The organism is Paractinoplanes atraurantiacus, assembly GCF_900215205.1.
Taxonomy (GTDB): domain Bacteria; phylum Actinomycetota; class Actinomycetes; order Mycobacteriales; family Micromonosporaceae; genus Actinoplanes; species Actinoplanes atraurantiacus.
In genome coordinates, this window is record NZ_OBDY01000002.1 from 541,277 (window position 1) to 562,614 (window position 21,338).

The following is a 21,338-nucleotide window of genomic DNA, read 5'->3' on the forward strand; positions in this document are numbered from 1 at the left end:
GCTCCCGCCCTACGGTCGGGCTGTGACTGATGCCCCAACGGTTCGCCTCCAGATTCTCGGCCCGCCGCGCGTGTGGCGCGGCGACATGGAGCTCGACGCCGGGCCGCGCCAGCAGGCCTATCTGCTCGCGCTCCTGCTCGCCCGCCCCGGACGGCCGGTCAGCACCAACGAGCTGGTCGACCTGATCTGGTCCGACGACGCCCCGGCCAGCTCGCTGAACGTCATCCACAAGTACATCGGCTCCCTGCGGCACATCCTGGAGCCCGGGCTGGCCGCCCGGAAGGCCGGCTCGCACCTGATCCGCCGGGGGAGCGGGTACCTGTTCGAGGTCGGGCCGGCCGTGCTGGACCTGGTGACCTTCCGGGACCTCGTCGGCCGGGCCGGGGCCGAGCTGGCCGCCGGACGGCCCGACGCCGCCCTCGAGCGCTACCAGTCGGCTCTGCGGCTCTGGCAGGGCCCGGCCGGCGACGGGCTGACGGGCCGGCCGGACGCGATGGCGATCTTCGCCGGGCTCAACAACGAGTTCTTCGACGCCTGCGTGGAGGCGGCCGGCCTCGCGGTGCGGATGGGCCGGCCCGAGTCGGTGCTGGCGCCGCTGCACCTCGCCGCCTCGATGGCGCCCCTGCACGAGCTGGTGCAGGCGAGCCTGGTCACCACGCTCGGCGCCGCGGGCCGGCCGGCGCAAGCGGTGTCGTTGTTCGGCGCCGTGCGGGCCCGGCTCTCCGACGAGCTCGGCATCGATCCCGGACAGCGTCTGCAGCAGGCCTACCTGCGCGTGCTGAACCAGCCTGTCACGGACGCGCCCGCTCCGGAGACGCCGGCGACCCCGATCGGCCGGGCCGCGGAGCTCGCGGTGCTGGACCGGGCGCTGGCCGCGGCGACCTCGGGCGGCAGCGCGCTGGTGGTCGTGCAGGGCGAGCCCGGTGCCGGCAAGACCTCGCTGCTCGAAGAGGCGGCGGCCCGGGCCCGGAAGGCGGGCGCGCTCGTGGTGTGGGGCCGGTGCATGGACAGCGACGGCACGCCGGCGATGTGGCCGTGGACCCAGGTGGTCGGTGCGGTGCTCGACGAGCTGCCCACCGCCGTACCCGGCCTCGACCGGCTGATGGGGTCGCTGGGCGAAGGCGGCCGGCCCGACAGCGGCGCCCGGTTCCGCCTGTTCGAGCAGGTCGTCGCCTTCATCACCCAGGCCGCGGCCGGTCGCCCGATCATGGTCGTGGTCGACGATCTGCACTGGGCCGACCCGTGCTCGCTGGAGCTCTTCAGCCACCTGGCCGCGTCCTCGCCGGCCGCGACGGTGATTCTCGGCGCGCTGCGCGATCGTGCGCCCAAGCCGGCGCCGGCGCTGGCGCGGATGCTCGCCGCCGTCGCCCGGCGGCCCGATCACCGCCGGATCCGGCTCGGGCCTCTCGGCCCGGCCGACGTGGCCGAGCTGGTCCGCCGGGAGACCGGCCGGGAGCCGGCCGGCGACGACATCCGGCGGCTGCACGCCCGTACCGCCGGCAACCCGTTCCTGGTCCGGGAGCTCTCCCGGTGGCCGGACACTCAGGCCGGGGTGCCGTCGACGGTGCGCGACGTCGTCCGCGATCGGATGGCCGGTCTCGACGAGAGCACCCGGAGCCTGGTCCGGACGGCCGCGCTGATCGGCGAGCAGGGCGACATCGGCCTGCTCGCGAGGGCCGCCGGTGTCGACGTCAAGGCCTGCCTCGACCGGCTCGAGGTGCTGGAAGGGCTCGCCCTGCTCGGGCCGGTCCGTACGGACCCGTACTCGTTCCGCTTCCGCCACGGCCTGGTTCGCGAGTCGGTCGCGGCGTCCACGCCGCTGCGGCAGCTGACCCGCCTGCACCTCAGCATCGCCGAGGCCCTCGACGACGGGCGGCAGGCGCTGGGCTCCGCGGCCGAACGGCTCGCCCATCACCTGTGGTCGGCCGGTCCACTGGGCATTCACTCGTCATCAAGAAGCGCCGCCTAGTTTTCGCTCAGCACATTCGTGAAGGTGAGGTGGCGTCGTGAGCACGCCCGTAGTTTTCATCCACGGTCTCTGGATCCATTCGGTCTCCTGGCAGCCCTGGCAGGAGCTATTCGCGAGCAAGGGCTACGAGCCCCTCGCACCCGGCTGGCCGGGCGACGGGGACACCGTGGCGCTGACACGGGCCGATCCGGGCGCGGTGGCCGGCCCCGGGGTCGAGGACATCACCGAGGCGTACGCCAAAATTGTTGCCGATCTCGGTGAGCCGCCGATCGTGATCGGGCACTCCTTCGGCGGGCTGATCGCCCAGAAGCTGCTCGACCGCGGCCTGGCCCGGGCCGTCGTGGCCATCTCGCCGGCGCCGATCAAGGGGATCCGGGCGCTCCCGTTCAGCCTGCTGCGGTCCAGTTTTCCGGTGCTGTCCCGGCCGGCCAACAAGCGCGGGGCCGTGTCGCTGACCGAGAAGCAGTTCCGCTACTCCTTCGGCAACGCGCTCCCGGCCGAGGAGTCGGCCCAGTTGTACGAGCGCCTGGCGATTCCCGGCCCGGGCCGCCCCCTGTTCGAGGCGTCCTCGGCCAACTTCACCCGCGACGCGCCCACCACCGTCGACACCTCCCGTGGCGACCGTGGGCCGCTGCTGCTCATCGCCAACGGCAAGGACCACACCGTGCCCGCCGTCGTGGTCCGCGGCGCACACCGCCTCTACGAGGCCTCGAGCGCCCGCACCGACCTGATGACCTATCAGGACCGGGGTCACAGCGCCCCGTTCGACCATGGCTGGCGGCAGGTCGCCGACGACACCCTGACCTGGCTGGCCCGCCGATGACCACCCACAGTTTCGTTCTCGGCGGGACCCGGCAGGTCTACCACGTCGAGGGCCGCGGCCCGGTGATGATCGCCCACTCGGGCGGTCCCGGCGTCGAGTACACCTACCTGCGCTCGGCGAAACTCGAAGAGCATTTCACCATGGTGTACGTCGAACCGATCGGGACCGGCGACTCGCAGCCGTTCCCCGAGGGCGCGACATACGTGGACACGTACGTCGACCATCTGCACTCGATCGTCGAGCGGTTGGACGTCCCACAGGTCTACCTACTGGGCCATTCCCACGGCGGGGTGGTGGCCCAGCGGTTCGCGGTCCGCCACCCCGGCCGTGTGGCCGGTCTCGCGCTCTACAGCTCGACGCCGGTGACCGATCCGGATTTCTGGGCGGCCGCGCGGGCCGAGGCGGCCGCCTATCCCGTGCACTTCCCCTACGTCGACGAGGCGATGACCGTCGCGGCCGCGTTCGGGAGCGAGACCGCCTCCATGCGTGAGGTCCTGCCGATCTACTTCGCCGACTACTGGGGCCGGCGGGCCGAGTTCGAGCCGCTCCGCGACGGCCTCCGGACCTGGACCGTCGAGTTCGACAGCAAAGAGGTCGACTACCGCCCGGATCTGCCGTCGATCACGGCGCCCACGGTGGTGCTGACCGGACGGCACGACTTCATCTGCGGCCCGCGCTGGGCGCGGATGCTGCACGAGGGCATCGCCGGCTCGCGGCTGGTGATCCTCGAGCACAGCGGTCACTTCGCCCAGATCGAGGAGCCGGAAGCCTTCCTCGAAGCGGTCACCTGGTTGCTGGGCGCGCGTTTCGAGCACGAGGTGCGCGCCACCTTCCGCCGCGGCGACAGCGAAGGGGTGCTGCGCCTGGCCCGGGCCGAGATCGACCGGGCCCGGGCCGCGGGCGAGCCGGCCGGCGAGGTCGAGGGGCTCTACGCGACGGCACGGGTGGCGCTGCGCGGCGGCGATCTGGGCAGGGCCGAGCAACTGGCCCGGGAGGCCCTCGACGTGGCGGTGCGCTCGCTCGACCCGCGGCTGGAGGAGCGGCCACGGCACGTGCTGGCCGCGGTGGCCCGGATGTCCGGCGACTATCCGGTGGCCCGCGAGCGCTACCTGGCCAGCATCGCGCTGAACGAGGCGCTGGGACAGCCCGAGCAGGTGAACTCCGAGTCCTACAACCTGGCCGTGGTGGAACTCAAGATGGGCCACCTGGACCGAGCCCGGGAGTTGCTCGCGCAGTGCCGCGAGCGGGTGTTCCGCGAGGGCCGGCTCTCGTTCGTGCCCTACCTGGGCGTCGCCGCGGCCGCGATGGCCACGGCCGAAGGCGACCACGCGGGCGCGGCCCGCATGATCGGCTTCACCGACGGCGCCTACGCCGCGGTGGGCCAGGTCCCCGACCCGGACGACGCCGAGGAGCTGGCCCACGCCCGGACGGCGGCCCTCACCGCTCTGGGCGAGGAGAAGTTCGCCGGTGAGTACGCGGCCGGGGCCGCCCTGGACGCGGCCGAAGCCCTCAAGGGCGTCTGACCATCACCTGCTCCATGGCGAGGGCGATCTCCACCAGCCTGCCCTCGCTCCAGCGGGGCCCGATGAGCTGCACGCCGACCGGAAGCCCGGCCCGGTCGAAGCCGGCCGGGATCGAGAGGGCGGGCAGACCGGTCACCGAGAGCCCGGCGGTGTAACGGGTGAAGGTCGCGAAGGGGTCGACGGTCCGTCCGTTGTGCGTCATCGACCGGCTCTCGGCGATCGGGATGGCGGTGGTGGGAGTCGTCGCGGTCAGCAGAACGTCCACCCCGGACAGCGCCGCGGCGAAACCCCGCCGGAGGGCCGGAATCGAGCGGGCCACGGCCTCGGCGTAGGCGGCGGCCGCGATCGGCCGGGTCAGGCCGGAGCGGATGTCGGCCCCGAACCGGCCCAGGTTGCCGGCGAGGCCGCCCGGCACACCGGCCGTGCGCAGAGCTTCCTCCAGGCAGACCGCCCCCTCGGGAAGGACGGACAGGGATCCGAGCTCACCGGCCCTGTCGGCGCCGTCGACGGTGACCGGCACGAGCACCGCGCCCTCCGACTCCAGCGTCTTGTACGTTCGCGCGAGGACGCTGTCCACGTCGGGGCTGTTGTCCGTCGCGTAGAAACCGCCGGGAACGCCGACGCGCACACCCTTCAGCGGTGACGCCTGAAGGGTTTCCGCCGGCCCGCCGCCGATGACACGCAGCAGGGCCGCGGCGTCCTCGACCGTACGGGCGATCGGGCCGACCACGTCGCAGGTCCAGGAGAGGCCGAGCACGCCGTCGGTGCTGACCCGGCCCAGCGTCGGTTTCAGCCCGACGACGCCGCAGAGCGCGGCCGGGATCCGCACCGAACCGCCGGTGTCGGTCCCGATCGCCGCCGAGCACAGCCCGGCGGCGGTGGCGGCACCGGAGCCGCCGCTCGATCCGCCGGGGATGCGCGACGGGTCGTACGGGTTGCGTACCGGTCCGAAGCGGGGATTGTCGCTGGTGATCCCGAACGAGTACTCGTGCATGTTCGTCTTGCCGAGCACAAGTGCACCGGCTTCCTTGAGCAACCGGACCGCGGTGGCGTCCCGGTCCGGCACAATCCGCTCCAGATAGGCGGCGGTGAGTTCGCGGCTGCTGAGCTCGCCCCGGCCGATGGCGTCCGCCTGCTCGACCATCGAGGTCGTCTCATACATGGGCGCTCAGAAATCTCCTGATCAAAGGAACCACCTCGTCGAGGGCGCTTTCCAGCAGGAAATGGCCGCCGTCGAGGAGGTGGACCTCGGCCTTGGGCAGGTCGTTGGTGAAGGCGAGGGCGCCGCCGGGGGCGAAGACCGGGTCGTTGCGGCCCCACACGGCCAGCAGGGGCACCTGGCTCTCGCGGAAGTACTTGTGCACGAGCGGGTACAGCGGCGGGTTGGTGGCGTAGTCGAGGAACAGCTTGAGCTGGATCAGGTCGTTGCCGGGCCGCGACAGCAGCGCGTAGTCGTGCGCCCAGGTGTCCGGGTCGACCAGGCTCTCGTCCGCGGCGCCGGTCAGATATTGCCAGCGGGTGGCCTCGAGCGAGAGTGCCGGACGGACCCCGGCCTCGGTCTCCGGTGTCTGTTCTTTCCAGTACGCCAGTTGGGGCGCCATGAAGTCCGGCTGGAACCCCTCGTCGTACACGTTGCCGTTCTGGCTGATGATCGCCGTGACGGCGGCCGGGTCGCGCAGGGCGAGCCGCCACCCGATCGGGGCGCCGTAGTCCTGCACGTAGAGGGCGTACCGGTTGACACCGAGTTGTTGGAGCAGGCCCGCGGTCAGGTCGGTGAGCGCGTCGAACGTGTAGTCGAAGCCGGTGACCGGCGGCGCGTCGGAGTGCCCGAAGCCGAGGTGGTCGGGCGCGATCACGCGCCACCGGTCGGCCAGCGCCGGGATCAGGTTGCGGAACATGAAGGAGCTGGACGGGAAGCCGTGCAGCAGCACCAGCACGGGGGCGCCGGCCGGTCCCGCCTCGCGGTAGAACAGGCGACGGCCCTCGACGGTCGCGTACCGGTAGTGAACCTGGGTCATGTCCCGGACGCTAGGGACGCCCACTTGACGACTTGTGAATCGGACACGACGGCTCTTCACTGGACGTCAACACGGTTCTGGCTGACTCCCAGCATGATTCGCTTGCAGGTACTCGGTCCGCTGCGGCTGTGGCGGGACGACATCGAGCTGGACGGCGGGCCGCCGCAGCAACGATGTCTGCTGGCGCTGCTCCTGATCCGCGCCGGCCGGCCGGTCAGTCTGAACGACCTCGTGCGCGAGCTCTGGGGAAGCGATCCGCCGGCCAGCGCCATCAACGTCATTCACAAGTACGTCGGTGTGCTGCGCCGCCTGCTCGAACCCGACCTTCCACGGCGGTCGGCCGGGTCGTATCTGCTCCGGCACGGCGCCGGCTACCGCTTCGTTCTGCCCGAGGAGGCCCTCGACCTGACGATGTTCCGCCGGCTGGTCACATCGGCTCGGGTGTGCGCGGCCGAGGGGCGGCCCTCGGAGGCGTTCGACGGCTATGTGCGGGCGCTGCGCCACTTCCGCGGGCCGGCCGGTGACGCGCCGTCCGAGAGCGCGACCGCCGCCGCGGTCTTCGCCAATGTCGACGCCGAGTTCTTCGACGCCGTGGTCGCCGCCGCGAACCTGGCGGTACTCCTCGGCCGCGCGGGCGACGTGCTGGTCCCGCTGCGGATGGCGGCGGAGATGGACCGGCTCAACGAGCCGGTGCACGCGGGCCTGATCACGACTCTGGCCGCGGCCGGGCATCAGGCCGAGGCCCTCGCCCGGTACGGGGCGATCCGGGACCGGCTGATCGCCGAGCTCGGCATCAACCCGGGCCCCGAGCTGGCCGAGGCCCATCGGCAGGTCCTCGCCCGGACGGCCGGTCCGTCCACTCCGGAGACCGTGGACCGGCCTTTCACCGCTGTCCGGCCCGCGCAGCTGCCGCCCGGCCATCCGCTGTTCGTCGGGCGCCGGATCGAGCTGGGCATTCTGAAGGATCTCTACGCCGGGATGCGTGATGGTGGCCGCCCGGGCCCGATGGTGATCGCGGTGGACGGCGTGGGCGGCGTGGGCAAGTCGGCCGTCGTCGCGCGCTTCGCCCACACCGTGGCCGGGGATTTCACCGACGGCCAGCTCTTTCTCGACCTGCGCGGGCACCAGGGCGAGGACGGCAGTGTCCCGGCCGGCGACGCCCTGCGCCGGCTGCTGTACGGCCTGGGCGGCCGGCCGTCCGACATCCCGGACACGTTCGACGCGCTGGCCGCCGCCTACCGCGGGGTGACCGCGGGCCTGCGGCTGCTGGTGGTGCTGGACAACGTCCGGGACCCGTCGCAGATCCGCCCGCTGCTGCCGAACTCGCCCGGCAGCCTGGTCCTGATCACCAGCCGGCGTCCGCTGACCGGGCTGGCCGCCTCGGGCGGGGCCTGCCTGGTCGAGCTGGACCGGCCGGACCGCGTGGAGGCCCGTGAGCTGCTGACCACGCGTCTCGGTGAGCGGCGTGGCGAGTGGGATCCCGGTGCCGTGGACGGGATCGTCGAGCGGTGCGGACGATTGCCGCTGGCGCTCGTGCTGGTCGCGGCCCGGCTGAGGTCGCGGGCCGGCCGGCCGCCGGGCGACGAGGTCGATCCGGACCTGCGCACCGTGCTGGCCTGGTCCTACCGGCAACTGAGCCCGGGCGCGGCCCGGTTGTTCCGGCTGCTGTCGGTGGTGCCGGCGCCGGGAGCACCGGCCGCCGCCTGCGTCAGCCTGTCCGGGCACGACCCGGTGCGCGCCCGGGCCGAGCTGGACGAACTGGCCGCGGCCGCGCTGGTCTCGGCCGGCGCCGGCGGCCGCTTCTCGTCGCCCGAGCTGATCAGGACGTACGCGGGGGAGCTGCTGCGGTCCACCGACTCGCCGTCCGAGATCGGGGCCGCGGTCGACCGCCTGCTGGAGCACTACCTGCACAGCAGCCTCGCGGCCGGGACGATGCTGGGGCCGTGGCGCCCGCCCGCGGTGCCGCCGGCGCGGGCCGGCGTCGGCGCCGAGCGGCCCGCCTCGTACCGCGAGGCCCTCGACTGGTTCGCCCGCCACCGCGAGGTGCTGAAGGAGGCCGTCCGGCTGGCGGCCGAGGCCGGCCGCGGCGTCACCCCGTGGCACCTCGCCCTGACCATTCAGCCGTACCTGGAGCTCTACGGCTTCTTCCAGGACTGGGACGATGTCATGCGGCTGGCGCTGCGGGCGGCCCGGGAGCAGGGCGACGTGATCGGCGAGGCGTCGGTGCTGCGCTGCCTGGCCGGGGCCCGGTCGTTCGCCGGCGCTCACCAGGAGGCCCTCGACCTGCTGGAGACGGCGGTCAGCATCTTCGCCGAGCGCGACCTGCCGGCCGAGGTGGCCCGGGTGTACGCCCGGGCGCACGCGGTGCACACGGCGCTCGGCCGCCACGATCGGGCCCGGGCCGACAGCGAGAGGGCCATCGCCCTGGCCGTCGGCGCGGGCGACGGGACCGCGGAGATCGACGGGCTCACCCGCAACGGCCGCTCGCTGACCGCGCTCGGGCAGTACGACGAGGCCGACCGGGTGCTGCGGCGGGCCCTGGACCTGGCCGGCCGCGGCGATCAGACGGCACCGATCCGCGTGGCGGTCGCCCGCAACCTGGCGGCGGCCGGCCGGGTCGGCGACGCCGTTCAGGAGCTCGAGCGGGCCTCGGCCGGGACCGCGTACCGCTTCGAGGTGTTCAGCACCCTCGCCGATCTGTTGATGGCCTCCGGGGACCAAGGCGGCGCGCGCGGCGCCTACGAGAAGGCGCGTGCGGTGCTGGGCTCCTATCCGGACGGCGGGCCGGACCACATGCGGGCCGTCCTCGACCGGCTGGGCCCCGTCATCGCCGCTGGACTCGATAGGGCCCGGTGACCCGGCGGGTGAACTCGAGAAGGAGGTGAGCGAAGCGTTCCGACTCCTCCAGGTGCGCGAAATGCCCGCTGTGCTGGAAGGTCGCCAGGCGCGACCCGGGAATGCCGTCGTGCAGCTCGCCGGCCGCCCCGGAGGGAAAGAACAGGTCCCGTGCCCCGGCCAGCACCAGGGTCGGTGCGGTGATCGAGGGCAGGGCGGAGCGTACGTCGAACGCCGCGGCCGGGGCCGGCCACGCCCGCGCCCCGTCCCGGACCGGGGCGAACTCGGCCTCCCGCCGCCAGTAGTCGGCGAAGTAGGCCGGGAAGAGGTCCCGTTCCCGGCGCGTCGCCTCGGCCTCGCCCGGTCCCGCCGGCCGGTCCCAGGACGCGAGCGCCGGGGTGTACGAGTTGTCCACCGCGTAGTCGCGCAGCCGGTCCCTGATGGCCGCCGCGGTGGCGGCGCCGGCGGCCGGCCCGGTGGCGTAGAGGACCAGGCCGGCCAGCCGGCCGGGGTGCGCCAGCGCGTAGCCCTGGGCGACGGCTCCGCCGTGACCGTGCCCGAGGACGAAGACCGGGTCGGCGCCGACGTGCTCGATCACCGCGTGCAGATGGCGGACGTAGGTGGTCAGGTCGTAGGCCGCTCCCGGGCGCGGCGACCCGGATGCCCCGGTTCCCGCGGGCTCCAGATAGGCCATGGTCAACTCCCGTTCGGCCAGCGGGATCCGCAGATATTCCCAATGCGCTCCCGGCCCGCCCGGATGCACCACGCACAACGGGCCGCGGCCGTAGAGACGACAGGTCAGCGAGAGCCCGTCCACTCGCACTTCGTGCGTTCTTGCCGGACGCGACACGGACAGCTCCTCGACCCGTTCCCGATAGGTCTGCACGATTGTGCTCCGATTCACTTTATTTTTTGTGACCGGTGAATCCGCGCCGCGCTCTGTATGCGGAATCTACTTTCCCTCCAGTCCGTCCCGGCATGATCCTCGTCGCCGTGCGTTCGGACGAGGGAGTGTTGGTGGCTGGAAAACTGTTCCGTTCGCCGGTCGTGCTGGTCGTCGTGGGAGTGGCGGTCACCGCGCTGATCGCCGGGGTGGTGGCCTTCGCCGGTGGGTCATCCGGTGACCACCCTTCCGCGCGGCCGGCCATCACCATGAGCGCGTCCCCGGAGATCGTGGAGGAGACGCCGCCCGCGGCGGAGACTCTCGCGCCGCCGCCGGGCTCCGTTGACACCGACCCGGCCCAGAAGGAGCCGGTCACGATCGGCGATCTGCCCGCCATCACCGGAGAACCGGCCGCACCGGACGCCGTGGCCTCGCCGGGCGCTCCCGCCGCGACCCGGACCGCCGCCGGCCGGCCGGCACCCGCGACGACCACGCCGGTGGCTCCGGCGCCGCCGCCCGCCGCCCCGGCCACCACGACGAAGACGGCGACGACCCAGCCGACCGCGGCGGCCAAGGCGGTCACCTACTCCGCCGTCGCCGGGCTCGGCTGCACCGGTGCCGGGGCGATCTACTCGGCGTACGGCTGGTTCAAGAACGGCAACGCCGGCTGGTGGACCCTGGCCCAGGGGAGCACCCGCGAGGGCGGATGCAACGGCAAGTTCGACGACATGCCGATGTCCGGCTCGGCCGGCGCCGACACCACCGGACAGGCCCTGGTCTGGGGATTCCACATCGGATCGGCGCCGCAGGTCTGCTCGCTCTGGATCTACGTGCCGACCAGCCCGAGCAAGCGGGACGTGATCGCGTCGCCGGTGCGCCTCGTCGTGATGACCAGCACGAAGATCGACAGCACGCCCTATCCGGGAGCGGCCGGCGAGCGGACCGTCTCGCAGGCCGCGGCCAACCACAGCCGCTGGGTGCCGATCGGCAACTACCGGGTCACCAACACGACCATCGGCGTCAAGCTCACCAACCGCGGCCACGCCGGCGCCTACCCGGTCACCTACCCGCATATCGCCGGTGGGGCCGTACGGGCCCGCTGCACCGCCGCCTGACTCGAAGGAATTCATGCCCAAGCCTGTTCGCGCCATCACCCTCGCCCTCGCGGCGACCGCCCTCGTGGTGAGCGCCTGCGGATCCGAAAAGCCCTCGCCGGGCGCCGTTTTCCCGTCGGGCGCCGCCGACGCGGCCGAAGCCCTTCTGCCGCCCACCAAGGCGGCGCGAGTGTTCGAAGGCGGCGGCGCGGTCGAGTCCGGCTACCACGAGGTGCGCCCGAGCTACCTGGGCCGGCTCACCCTCGCGGTGAACTGCGTCGGCGACGGAAAGATCACCCTGGCCGTGGCCGCGATCGGCACCGCGGAGGCCGGCTCCGCGCAGCCGCGGGAAGTGGGGCGGGCGACGGCCGACTGCGCCGACGACCCGGTCGCGGCCGAGGTCTCCTTCGACGGCGACCCGAGCTGGGACCGGATCGCCCTCGACCTGGTCGACGCCGAGAGCGCGGCCGGCCGGGCGGGCTTCGCCTATCGGATGACCACCGACGCCGGCCGGCCGGTGACGGCCGGCAACCTTCCCAGCCCGAGCGAGGCGCTGCGTCTCACCAGCGACGCCGGGTACGGCGTCGGCAGCGACGTCAGCCCGGGCAGCGGCTCCCAGTATGCCGGGTCTTTGCAGGAACGCGGGCGTTACACGGTGGCCGCCGCCTGTGTCGGCTCCGGCACTTTGGACCTGCGGGTGGGCGACGTTCGTACGACAATCAATTGCTCTTTCTCGCCGTCCCGCCACGACTCGGCCGTCGACTGGAATTCGGGGCCGGCCCCCGAGATCTCCGTGGAGTACCACTCCACTGCGACCGCCCCCGCCCGGTGGGCCGCCCAGTTCATTCCGCGCTGATATTCGTCGATTCACAACCTGTTCAGTGGGTTTTCCTAGCCTGCCCGCATGGCCACAGGGATCCTCGACGAGGAGCAGTTCGACCGTCTCGCCGGCTACGGCACCGAGCAGCCGGTGGAGGTGGGTCACTGCCTCTACTCCTCCGGCGACCACTCGTACGACCTCTTCCTGCTGCGCACCGCCGCGGTCGAGGTGATCCGCGAGGCGACCCCGAACGAACCCGAGCACCTGGTCTACGAACGGGGGCCGGGCGACTTCCTGGGCGAGCTGAGCCTGCTGACCGGCCAGCAGGTCTTCGCGACTGTCCGGGTCGTCCGGGCCGGGACGGTGGTGCGCATCGGCCGGGACGCGCTGCGCCGCGTCCTGGCCGAGCAGGTCGACATCGCCGACGTGATGATCGAGACGTTCCGGCAGCGGCGCGAGATCCTGCGGTCGTCGGTCGGCAGCGCCCTGGAGATCATCGGCCTTCCGGACACGGCCGAGACGCTGGACCTGCGCACGTACGTCTCCCGGATGCTCCTGCCGCACTCCTGGCTCGACGCCACCTCGGTACCGGGCGGCGCGCTCATGCGGGCCGCCGGGATCAGCGCCGGCGAGCTGCCGGTGGCCCTGCTCAACGGCACCGTGCTGCGCAACGCGACGCCCGGGATCCTCGGCGAGCGACTCGGTATGACCTACCGCGCGAACGGGCAGACCCCCGACGTCGTGGTGGTCGGCGCCGGACCGGCCGGTCTGGCCGCCGCCGTCTACGCGGCCTCCGAAGGACTGGCCACCGTGCTCGTCGACGGCACCGGCCTGGGCGGCCAGGCCGCCAAGAGCGCGCGGATCGAGAACTACCTGGGCTTTCCCGAGGGCGTCAGCGGCGAGCAGCTGAGCCGGCTGGCCATGGTGCAGGCGCTCAAGTTCGGCGTGCGGATCTACTCGCCGTGCCGGGTGGCGGGCCTGGACATCAGCGACGAGCGGCAGCCGGTGGTGGAGCTCGAGGACGGCACCCGCATCGAGGCCCGGACCGTGATCGCGGCCACCGGCGCGCACTATCGCCGCCTGGACATCGCGCGCTGGGCCGAGTTCGAGAAGGCCGGCTGCATCCGGTACGCCGCCACGGAACTCGACATCCGCGGCTTCGAATCCCTGCCGGTGGCGGTGATCGGCGGCGCCAACTCGGCCGGACAGGCCGCCCTGTCCCTGGCCGGCCGCGGATCCGAGGTGACACTGGTGCTGCGCTCGGCCGACCTGGGCGCGCGCATGTCGGCCTACCTGGCCGATCGCATACACGCACACCCCCGCATCCAGGTGCGCCGGGAGAGTGCGGTGGGCGGCCTGACCGGCGACGAGAAACTGGCCACGGTCGCCATCCACGGTCCCGGCGGCCGGCGGGAGGAACTGCCGTGCCGGGCGTTGTTCTGCTTCATCGGCGCCGCACCCGAGTCGGATTGGCTGAATGGCATCGACAAGGACGACAAGGGCTTCGTCCGTACGGAAACCCGCGAGAGCCCCTTGCCGTTCCAGACCAGCGCCCATCGCGTCTTCGCCGTCGGCGACCTCCGATCCGGCTCCATCAAACGCGTAGCCACGGCCGTCGGCGAGGGCGCAAGCGCCGTCTCCTCGGTCCACGCCGTACTTGCCGGACATTGAAGTATCTGTCAAGTAGTGCGGGATACGTTTCGGCGGCAACAGGAAATCGCCGGACGAAAGAGATTCGATGAAACTGCGTACGGTTCTGCGAAGCGCGGCCGCGGCCGCACTGCTTCTCACGGGAACCCTGGCCGCGACGCCGTCCGCGGCCCAGGCGGCGTGGCAATGCCAGATCGGCTATGTGTGCTTCTACGAGAACTTCGACCTCAGAGGAAGCGCCGCCGTTCCGGGCGTGCTCAGCCTGTGGAGCGGCGCTTGGCCGGGCCAGCTCGCCGACTTCCGTAATCGCACCTACACCAACGGCAAGAATCTGAACGACTCGGCGTCGTCGGTCTACAACCGGACCGGTCTCACGCTCTACGTCTTCGAGCATGGCGATTTCAACGAGCACAAGAGCGGCCGCGTCACCGCTGTCGGTCCCGGCCAGGCGTGGAACTTCGGTCAGGACGAGGGCATGCTCCAGGACAATCGGGCGTCGTCCGCCCGTTTCTTCGAGTAGCGAACCGTCAGCCGGCCCGCTGACCGAGACGAGGTGCATCCCCTCCTCAAACCCGGCGGCGTCGTGAGAGGCAAGCGGCCACCCGGGTCCACCGGGTGGCCGCCGTTGCTCGCCGTCAACGGCATGGGTGCCGCCCTGGTTGACGGCGCTCTGATCACGGGTGAGATCCATGGTCCGTGCTGAGGTCAGACAGGTGGCGAGATCACCGCCAGGTGATCAACGGGGATCTGCCGGCGGTATCGCGATACCAGCGACGGATGGTGAAGCGCTGGGTCGCTCGCGGGGTGGCCTGACCACAAGATTCACCTCGCGGTCGACGGCCGGGGCGTCCGCGTAAGAGACCCGACATGCTGATCGCGGACAAGGCTTACGCGCACGACCCGACCCGTCGTGAAATGCGCCGCCGCGGGATCCCGAACATCATCCCCGAACGCGTCGACCAGGTCGCCCGCCTTCGACAAGCAGGTCTACCGGCAACGAGACGTCGCGGAACGCTGCTTCAACCGGCTGAAACAACGGTGAGCCTCGCCACCCGCTATGCCAAACGAGCTGCTCTACCGCTCATCGCCGCGTTGATCTGGCTTTGATGATCGACAGGACAAGGCCTGGCCGGCGACGGTGAACGACTGGTCGGTGCGCGGGCGCGGCCATCTATTGCGAGAAATTTCGGCGCACAGGATTTCTGGGCTCGTCATTTGCGCTCGCGTTCGCCGGCCAGTGGCGCTGCTGCCAGAGGAGCCAGTAGACGCGGCCGGCGCCCCGCAGGGACTTTGCGATCAGCACGGCCAGCAAGTCGTTCATGTGTTTTCTCCGATCGCTCTCACTAGGGAGACGGTTGCCGGGCCGGTCATTTCAGGGCTGTGACTGTCGTCGCGGGAACCTGATCACTTCCTGACGTCCGGTCGTCAGGCTGGCTCCCGGCCGGGAGCGGCCCGGCCTTTCAGACAGGGAGTGGGACCATGCGGAGACTGCTGGTGGTGGCCGTGGCGCTGAGCGCGCTGACCGCCTGTGGCAAGCCGGCCGAGGAGACGAGGACGGCGAAGGTGGCCACTTTGGTCAGCCCGTCGGCGTCGGCCTCCGTCAAAGCCTCGCCGAAGGCGCAGCGGCCACGGGAACGGCTCGATACGACGGCTGAGGAGTTCGAGGCGCTACTCGGGCCGTACAACAAATGCATGTACGACCACGGTGGCATGGTCAAGGGCAGCACGATCGCGCAGGAGCGGAAGAAGGCCGAGGCGGGGCCGGCCGGGGTGTCGGGGACGCAGACGGAGAAGTTCGAGGCGGCCAACAAGATCTGCGAGCCGCAGTACTACCCGCTGCCGCCGTGGGAGAAGGATCCGGCCAACCCGGAGGCCAAGGACTTCGCCCGGGCGACGGTGAAGTGCCTGAAGCAGAAGGGCGTCGAGTACGTCGAGATCAGCGAGGACGGGCTCAGCATCGCGCTGGGCGGCGATCAGAACGACCCGAAGTCGATCTCGATGGGCCTCGACCTGATCCCGGGTTGTGAGCGCGACATCGCCGCCAAGAAGTAGCTCTCAGGAGATGGCCGCCCGCGGAGTGAGGCGGGCGGCCCGCACGCACGGGTAGACACCGGCCAGGACCCCGATGATCACCGCCCCGGCCGCGCCGAGCCCGGCCGGTCCGGCCGGGATGACCACCGGCCAGCTCTGCCAGGCGGCGTAGCCGACGGTGGCGGCCAGGCCCAGCGCGGTGCCGGCCACCCCGCCGGCGCCGGCCAGGACCACCGACTCGGTGAGGAACTGCCCGCGGATCTGGCCCCGCGTGGCGCCCAGGGCCCGGCGGAGGCCGATCTCGGAGCGGCGTTCGAGCACCGAGACGACCATCGTGTTGGCCACGCCGATGCCGCCGATGACCAGGGCCACCCCGGCCAGGGCCAGGAACAGCACCGAGAAACTGCTCTCGGTCGCCCGCTTGGCGGCGAGCGCGTCCGACGGGCGGGTGACGGTGACGGCGCCGGGGCGTTCGGGGGAGATGGTCTCGGCCAGCACGTCGAGCACCGCCTCCAGTTGGGCTTCCTCACCGCGTACATAAAGGACCGTGGGGTGACCGTCGAACCCGAGCTCGGACTTCGCCGCGGGCCAGCCGACCAGCACCGAGCGGTCGATGTCGGGCGTGAGGGGAGTGGGGTCGAGGATGCCGACGACGGTGAAGCGGCGATCACCGATCACCACCTGCGGCGCGGCCGCGCCCCGGGGCAGGCCGGTGACGCCCAGCCGGGCCGCCGCCACCGAGCCGAGGACGACGGCCGGGAACTTCTCGGTGGCCGCGTTCAGCCAGGCCCCGGCGCGGACGCGGGCCTGGATCGCGGCCGGCAGGTCGAGGCGGGCGGCCAGGGCGGTCAGGCCGCTGGGCTCGGTGCGTTCGTTACGCCGTACGGCGGCATGGGTGTTGGCGACAGCCGACGCGCCCGTCACCGGGCCGATGCGCCGGACCATCTCGACCGCCGACTCGGGCAGCGGCGCCGGCGGCTGGACGTCGGGCTGGGCCATGGCCTGAAGGGTGTTCGTGCCGAGCGCGCTGAGCCGCTCGACCAGGGCGGCCTGGCCCGACGCGGGCAGGCCGGTCACCACGATCATCGTGGCGATGCCGATGGCGATGCCGAGCCCGGAGAGCACGGCCCGGCCGGGGCGGGTGCGCGGGCCCAGCAGGCCGAGCCCGAGCAGGTCGACGGGGCTCATCGGCGCACGTCCGAGACGATGCGGCCGTCGCGGATCTCGACCTGCCGCGGCAGCGAGGCGGCGATGTCGCGGTCGTGGGTGATCAGCACGATGGTGGTGCCCTCCTCGTTGAGCCGGCGCAGCAGGTCGAGGACCGTGCGGCCGGTGGTGGTGTCCAGGGCGCCGGTCGGCTCGTCGGCCAGCACCAGCGACGGCCCGTTGGCCAGGGCGCGGGCGATCGCCACCCGCTGCTTCTCGCCGCCGGACAGCTCGCTCGGCCGATGACGGGCGCGATGGGCGAGGCCGACGCGCTCCAGGGCGTGCAGGGCGCGTTCCCGGCGGTGGCGACGCGGCACGCCGGCGTAGAGCAGGCCGGTGGCGACGTTCTCGGCCGCGCTCAGCCCGTCGGTCAGGTGGAACTGCTGGAAGACGAAGCCGATCTGCCGGGCCCGCAGCGCGGACAACCGGCGGTCCCGCAGGGTGGCCACGTTCTGACCGTCGATGACGACAGTGCCGCTGGTCGGTCGGTCGAGGGTGCCGAGGACGGTGAGCAACGTCGACTTGCCGGAACCGGACGGCCCCACGATGGCGGTCAGCTCGCCGCGGTGGATGTCCAGGCTCACGTCGTCGAGGGCGGTCACGCCGCCGGGATAGCGCACGCTCACGTGGCCGGCCGACACGAGCGTCACGAGGCGACCACCACGTCCATGCCCTCGGCCAGGCCCGGGCCGCTGACCTGCACCCAGCCGTCGGCGAACATGCCGGTCGTCACGCCGATCAGGCCGTCCGGGCCCTGCACGGCGTAGCCGCCCTCGGTCAGCGCGACGAGGGCCTCGACGGGCGTGGCGAGAACGTTCTTGGCGACCTTTCCGGCCACGTTGACCTTCACGTCGGCCGAGTCGAGCTTGGCCAGGTCGGCCGGCTTGTCGACGGTGACCAGGACGGTGAGCTTCGGCGCGCCGTCGGCCACACCGCCGGCGGGCGAGGCGAGGGTGCGGCCGACCGAGAGGATCCGGGCCTTGACCGTACGGTCGTCGGGCAGCGTGACGGTCACATGCTCACCTCGGGTGAGCCCGGCCGCCGCGTCGAGCTCGGCCGAGACGGTGATCACCTTGCGGATGGCGGTGACGGTCATGAGCTCGGTGTCGGCGGCGGCCCCGGGCTGGACGGCGACCGAGTCGACCCGGACGGCGCCGGACTGGACCTCGATGTCGCCGACGGCGATCGTGCCGGTGGGCGGGAGCTCGTTGTCCTCCTGCCAGCGTTTGACGGCCTTGATGAGATCGGCGGTGAGTACGCCTTCTCCGTCCCGGGCCGTTGCGGGCTGGTGGCCGATCCGGTAGCCGAGCGCGCGCAGGTTCTTGGCGACGATACCCACGTCCCGGCCGACCAGATTCAGCCCGGTGATCGGACGGTAGAGCGGCATGCCGCCGTAGAAGAGGATCACCGGTTTGTCATCGGCCCGGAAGAGCTGCTTTCCCCGTACGATCGTCGCGCCCGCGACCGGCAACCAGGTCACGGTGGCGGCGGTGTGGCCGGAGAGCGGCCGGGCCGATCCGAAGCCGACGCTGCCGTCGAGCTTCTTCACCGTGGACAGGGTGCGGCGCTGAACCTTCGCCGTCGCGACCTTTTCCTGCGGCACCGGCTCCGGGGCCGGCCGGTGCCGGGAGACGGCGAGCGCTCCGCCGGCACCCAGCGCCGCGACGAGCACTGCCCCGCTCAACCAGGCCACGATCTTCGCTTGCATGGTCAGGAGCGTCCCGGGAGATCGTTAGAAAGCTGTCAGGTCTCCCGCGACGATCTCCGGTGGTCGCGCCGCCGACCTATCATCGCCGCCATGTCTGCTCAGGTCCTGCTCGCCGAGGACGATCCCCGCCAGGCCGAGGTGGTCCGGCGCTATCTCGTCGCCGAGGGGCACGAGGTGCTCGTCGTGCACGACGGCCGCACGGCGCTGGCCGAGGCCCGCCGATGGCGGCCGGCCATGCTGGTGCTCGACGTGATGATGCCCGGCCTCGACGGCCTGCACGTGTGCCGCACGCTGCGGGCCGAGTCCGACGTGCTGGTGCTGATGCTGACCGCCCGGGCCACCGAGGAGGACATGCTGCTCGGGCTGGAGCTGGGCGCCGACGACTACCTGACCAAGCCGTACAGCCCGAGGGAGCTGATGGCCAGGGTCCGCACGCTTCTGCGGCGGGTGGGCCGGGGCGCGCCGCCGGCCGGCAGCGAGCTGCGCCGCGTCGGGCGGCTCGGCGTCGACCCCGTACGCCATCACGTCACCGTCGGCGACGAGCCGGTCGAGTGCACCCGCGGCGAGTTCGCCATCCTGGCCGCGCTGTCCGAGCAGCCGGGCCGTGTCCTGAGCCGGGCCCAGCTGCTGCACCACACGCGCGGCATCGACCGCAGCTCCACCGAGCGGACCATCGACGTGCACGTGATGAACCTGCGCCGCAAGATCGAGGCCGATCCGCAGAAGCCGGCGCACCTGCTCACCGTCTACGGCGTCGGCTACAAGCTGGCCGCGGAGTCGCCGTGAGCCGGGTTCCGCTGCGGCACAGCCTGGTCACCCGCCTGCTGGTCACGTCGGTGCTGATCGCGGTGGCCGCCATCGCGGCCACCGCCTGGCTGGCCACCGCCACCGCCACCCGGGCCCTGCGCCAGGAGCAGGGCCGCTCGCTGACCGAGGACAAGGGCGTCTACGACCTGCTGGTCGGTTACGCGGCCGCTCACCCCGACTGGTCCGGCGCCCCCGAGCTGCTCCGCGACCGGGCGGCCAAGCTCGGCCGCCGCATCACGCTGATGACCACCGACCGGGCGGTGATCGCCGACTCGGGGCCCGGCCCCTCGCTGGCCGGCGCCCGCGCCTCGGCCACTGTCGACCCGCTCAACCTGGACCTGGCGCTCAGCGGCGGGACGGAACGCATCGACGCCCGCGCCACCGGCCCGTTCCTGGTGCCGCCGGCCCAGCGCGCCCGGCTCGACAAGCTCGCGGCCGACACGCTGGCCTGCGTCCGCAAGGGTGGCGGCGACGGCGAGGTGGTGCGGCTGCCGAACGGGCGCCCATCGATCGTCCTGACCGGATCGGGCACGGACGGCAACGCCGCGGCCTGCATCGACCAGCTGCTCACGGTGAAGACTCCGGCCGAAGAGGGTCCGCTGCGCGAGCTCGGGCGGCTGGTCACCACGTGCGCCCGGATGCCGCGGGAGCTCAGGCTCGGCGTACGGCCGGATTTCTCGACGTACTTCCTGGTCGCCGATCGTCCCGAACCGGTGGCCATGCCCGACAGCACGAGCTCGGCCGTGCCGCCGGCCCGCGTCCGCGGCTGTGTGGAGAAATCGCGAAAGGCCATGCTTCAGTCGTACGTCGCCCCGCCCGCCCTGCTCTTCGTCACCGACCCGACGGCCGGGGCCGACCAGACCCGGTTCACGCTGTCCGAGCAGAACACGATCCGGATCGTCGCCACCACCGGCGGCGTCCTGCTGGCCACCATTCTGGTCACCGTGCTGGTCGGCCGCCGCCTGGTCCGCCCGCTGCGCGCGCTCACCGAGGCCGCCGGGCAGGGCCCGGTGCCGGTCTCGACCCGCGACGAGATCGGCCGGCTGGCCCGGGCCCTCAACGACTCGACGGAGCGCCGCGACCGGGCCGAGGCGCAGCGCCGGGCCATGGTCAGCGACGTCGCGCACGAGCTGCGCACCCCGCTCACGAACATCCGGAGCTGGCTCGAGGCCGCCCAGGACGACCTGGCGCCGACCGACGCGCAACTCGTCGGCCTCCTGCACGAGGAGGCCCTGCTGCTCCAGCACATCATCGACGACCTGAGCGACCTGGCCGGGCCGTTGCGCCTCGACCTGCGGCCGGTGGCCGTGCGCGAGGTGCTGGCCCAGGTGGTCGACAGCCACCTCGCCCCGGCTCACGCGGCCGGGGTCCGCCTGACGATGGAGGTGGCGGGCGATCCGGTGGTCGAGGCCGATGCCGTACGCCTGCGGCAACTGCTCGGCAACCTGGTCTCCAACGGCATCCGCTACACCCCGCGCGGCGGCTCGGTCGTGGTGGCCGCGCGGGACACGGTCATCGAGGTCCGCGACACCGGGGTCGGTATCGCCCCGGAGAACCTGCCCAAGATCTTCGACCGTTTCTGGCGGGCCGACGAGTCCCGCAGCCGGGCCACCGGTGGCAGCGGCCTGGGCCTGGCCATCGCCCGCAAACTGACCGAGGCCCACGGCGGTGACATCACGGTGCGGAGCGTCCCGGGCGAGGGGACCACCTTCACCGTCCAGCTTTCATTCACTGGGGTTTATTAAGGTCCGGTCACATGATTCGTGAACGGGCTTATCCCGTCGACCCTTGGCACATCCGGGAGACTCGCCTCGACCTGGATCTGCTGGCCCAGTCCGAGTCGGTGTTCGCGCTGAGCAACGGGCATATCGGGATCCGCGGAAACCTGGACGAGGGCGAGCCGCACGGCTTGCCGGGCACCTATCTGAACTCGTTCTACGAGCTGCGGCCGTTGCCTTATGCCGAGGCCGG

At 72.2% G+C, this 21,338-nt stretch carries 19 protein-coding genes and 1 pseudogene; 13 read left to right on the forward strand and 7 right to left on the reverse strand.

Going from position 1 to position 21,338, the window contains the following annotated elements; all coding sequences use genetic code 11:
- The first annotated feature begins 22 nt into the window (after positions 1 to 22).
- From CRP55_RS08965 to CRP55_RS54445, 3 genes are read left to right on the forward strand one after another with little or no spacing between them, the layout of a single operon-like run.
- Positions 23 to 1,969: a BTAD domain-containing putative transcriptional regulator gene (locus tag CRP55_RS08965; protein WP_245922882.1), complete on the forward strand. Its 1,947-nt coding sequence runs from the start codon at positions 23 to 25 to the stop codon at positions 1,967 to 1,969.
- Between the two features lie 37 nt (positions 1,970 to 2,006).
- Positions 2,007 to 2,792, forward strand: a complete 786-nt coding sequence (locus tag CRP55_RS08970; RefSeq protein ID WP_097319195.1) for an alpha/beta hydrolase — start codon at positions 2,007 to 2,009, stop codon at positions 2,790 to 2,792.
- Positions 2,789 to 4,315, forward strand: a complete 1,527-nt coding sequence (locus CRP55_RS54445) for an alpha/beta fold hydrolase (RefSeq protein WP_245922883.1) — start codon at positions 2,789 to 2,791, stop codon at positions 4,313 to 4,315. Before CRP55_RS08970 ends, CRP55_RS54445 begins: the two co-directional genes overlap by 4 nt.
- Here CRP55_RS54445 and CRP55_RS08985 read toward each other — a convergent pair.
- Positions 4,302 to 5,477 carry an amidase gene (locus CRP55_RS08985; protein ID WP_097319196.1) on the reverse strand — a complete coding sequence of 392 codons (1,176 nt, stop codon included), beginning with the start codon at positions 5,475 to 5,477 and terminating at the stop codon, positions 4,302 to 4,304. The two genes, CRP55_RS54445 and CRP55_RS08985, sit on opposite strands and share 14 nt — an antisense overlap.
- A complete protein-coding gene (locus tag CRP55_RS08990) occupies positions 5,470 to 6,333 on the reverse strand; it encodes an alpha/beta fold hydrolase (RefSeq protein ID WP_097319197.1) in 864 nt (287 codons plus the stop codon). The genes CRP55_RS08985 and CRP55_RS08990 overlap by 8 nt, the downstream gene beginning before the upstream one ends.
- A 102-nt stretch (positions 6,334 to 6,435) precedes the next feature.
- Here CRP55_RS08990 and CRP55_RS08995 point away from each other — a divergent pair, with 102 nt between their 5' ends.
- Positions 6,436 to 9,189: an AfsR/SARP family transcriptional regulator gene (locus tag CRP55_RS08995; protein WP_179855092.1), complete on the forward strand. Its 2,754-nt coding sequence runs from the start codon at positions 6,436 to 6,438 to the stop codon at positions 9,187 to 9,189.
- Here CRP55_RS08995 and CRP55_RS09000 read toward each other — a convergent pair.
- Positions 9,158 to 10,072: an alpha/beta fold hydrolase gene (locus CRP55_RS09000; RefSeq protein ID WP_179855093.1), complete on the reverse strand. Its 915-nt coding sequence runs from the start codon at positions 10,070 to 10,072 to the stop codon at positions 9,158 to 9,160. The two genes, CRP55_RS08995 and CRP55_RS09000, sit on opposite strands and share 32 nt — an antisense overlap.
- A 113-nt stretch (positions 10,073 to 10,185) precedes the next feature.
- On the opposite strand from CRP55_RS09000, the gene CRP55_RS09005 reads away from it, so the two are divergent.
- From CRP55_RS09005 to CRP55_RS09025, 5 genes and pseudogenes are all read left to right on the forward strand, one after another.
- Positions 10,186 to 11,166 (forward strand): hypothetical protein, encoded by a 981-nt coding sequence (locus CRP55_RS09005; protein WP_143234487.1) that lies wholly within the window; start codon positions 10,186 to 10,188, stop codon positions 11,164 to 11,166.
- A gap of 13 nt (positions 11,167 to 11,179) precedes the next feature.
- Complete coding sequence (locus CRP55_RS09010) at positions 11,180 to 12,001, forward strand: hypothetical protein (protein ID WP_097319201.1); 822 nt, start codon at positions 11,180 to 11,182, stop codon at positions 11,999 to 12,001.
- A 48-nt stretch (positions 12,002 to 12,049) separates the two neighbouring features.
- Positions 12,050 to 13,636: an FAD-dependent oxidoreductase gene (locus CRP55_RS09015; protein WP_097319202.1), complete on the forward strand. Its 1,587-nt coding sequence runs from the start codon at positions 12,050 to 12,052 to the stop codon at positions 13,634 to 13,636.
- 67 nt (positions 13,637 to 13,703) lie between these two features.
- Positions 13,704 to 14,135, forward strand: a complete 432-nt coding sequence (locus tag CRP55_RS09020) for a peptidase inhibitor family I36 protein (protein ID WP_097319203.1) — start codon at positions 13,704 to 13,706, stop codon at positions 14,133 to 14,135.
- Between the two features lie 166 nt (positions 14,136 to 14,301).
- Positions 14,302 to 14,722: pseudogene (locus CRP55_RS09025) on the forward strand (transposase family protein); the annotation flags it as partial.
- Positions 14,723 to 14,786: 64 nt separating this feature from the next.
- On the opposite strand, the gene CRP55_RS52865 reads toward CRP55_RS09025, so the two are convergent.
- Positions 14,787 to 14,936, reverse strand: a complete 150-nt coding sequence (locus CRP55_RS52865) for a hypothetical protein (RefSeq protein ID WP_179855094.1) — start codon at positions 14,934 to 14,936, stop codon at positions 14,787 to 14,789.
- 158 nt (positions 14,937 to 15,094) lie between these two features.
- Between CRP55_RS52865 and CRP55_RS09030 the strand changes: the two genes are divergently transcribed.
- Positions 15,095 to 15,667, forward strand: coding sequence for a hypothetical protein (locus CRP55_RS09030; RefSeq protein WP_143234489.1), 573 nt, complete (start codon positions 15,095 to 15,097; stop codon positions 15,665 to 15,667).
- A 3-nt stretch (positions 15,668 to 15,670) separates the two neighbouring features.
- Here CRP55_RS09030 and CRP55_RS09035 read toward each other — a convergent pair whose 3' ends face one another.
- From CRP55_RS09035 to CRP55_RS09045, 3 genes are read right to left on the reverse strand one after another with little or no spacing between them, the layout of a single operon-like run.
- Complete coding sequence (locus CRP55_RS09035; RefSeq protein WP_097319205.1) at positions 15,671 to 16,834, reverse strand: ABC transporter permease; 1,164 nt, start codon at positions 16,832 to 16,834, stop codon at positions 15,671 to 15,673.
- Positions 16,831 to 17,502 carry an ABC transporter ATP-binding protein gene (locus tag CRP55_RS09040; RefSeq protein ID WP_438865770.1) on the reverse strand — a complete coding sequence of 224 codons (672 nt, stop codon included), beginning with the start codon at positions 17,500 to 17,502 and terminating at the stop codon, positions 16,831 to 16,833. Before CRP55_RS09040 ends, CRP55_RS09035 begins: the two co-directional genes overlap by 4 nt.
- Positions 17,499 to 18,560, reverse strand: coding sequence for a peptidoglycan-binding protein (locus CRP55_RS09045; protein ID WP_097319206.1), 1,062 nt, complete (start codon positions 18,558 to 18,560; stop codon positions 17,499 to 17,501). Before CRP55_RS09045 ends, CRP55_RS09040 begins: the two co-directional genes overlap by 4 nt.
- Positions 18,561 to 18,650: 90 nt before the next feature.
- Here CRP55_RS09045 and CRP55_RS09050 point away from each other — a divergent pair, with 90 nt between their 5' ends.
- From CRP55_RS09050 to CRP55_RS09060, 3 genes are all read left to right on the forward strand, one after another.
- Positions 18,651 to 19,346, forward strand: a complete 696-nt coding sequence (locus tag CRP55_RS09050) for a response regulator transcription factor (RefSeq protein ID WP_097319207.1) — start codon at positions 18,651 to 18,653, stop codon at positions 19,344 to 19,346.
- A complete protein-coding gene (locus tag CRP55_RS09055; protein WP_097319208.1) occupies positions 19,343 to 21,112 on the forward strand; it encodes a sensor histidine kinase in 1,770 nt (589 codons plus the stop codon). The genes CRP55_RS09050 and CRP55_RS09055 overlap by 4 nt, the downstream gene beginning before the upstream one ends.
- Before the next feature lie 11 nt (positions 21,113 to 21,123).
- Positions 21,124 to 21,338 (forward strand): hypothetical protein (locus CRP55_RS09060; protein ID WP_143234491.1); only part of this gene is annotated, 215 nt, incomplete at its 3' end.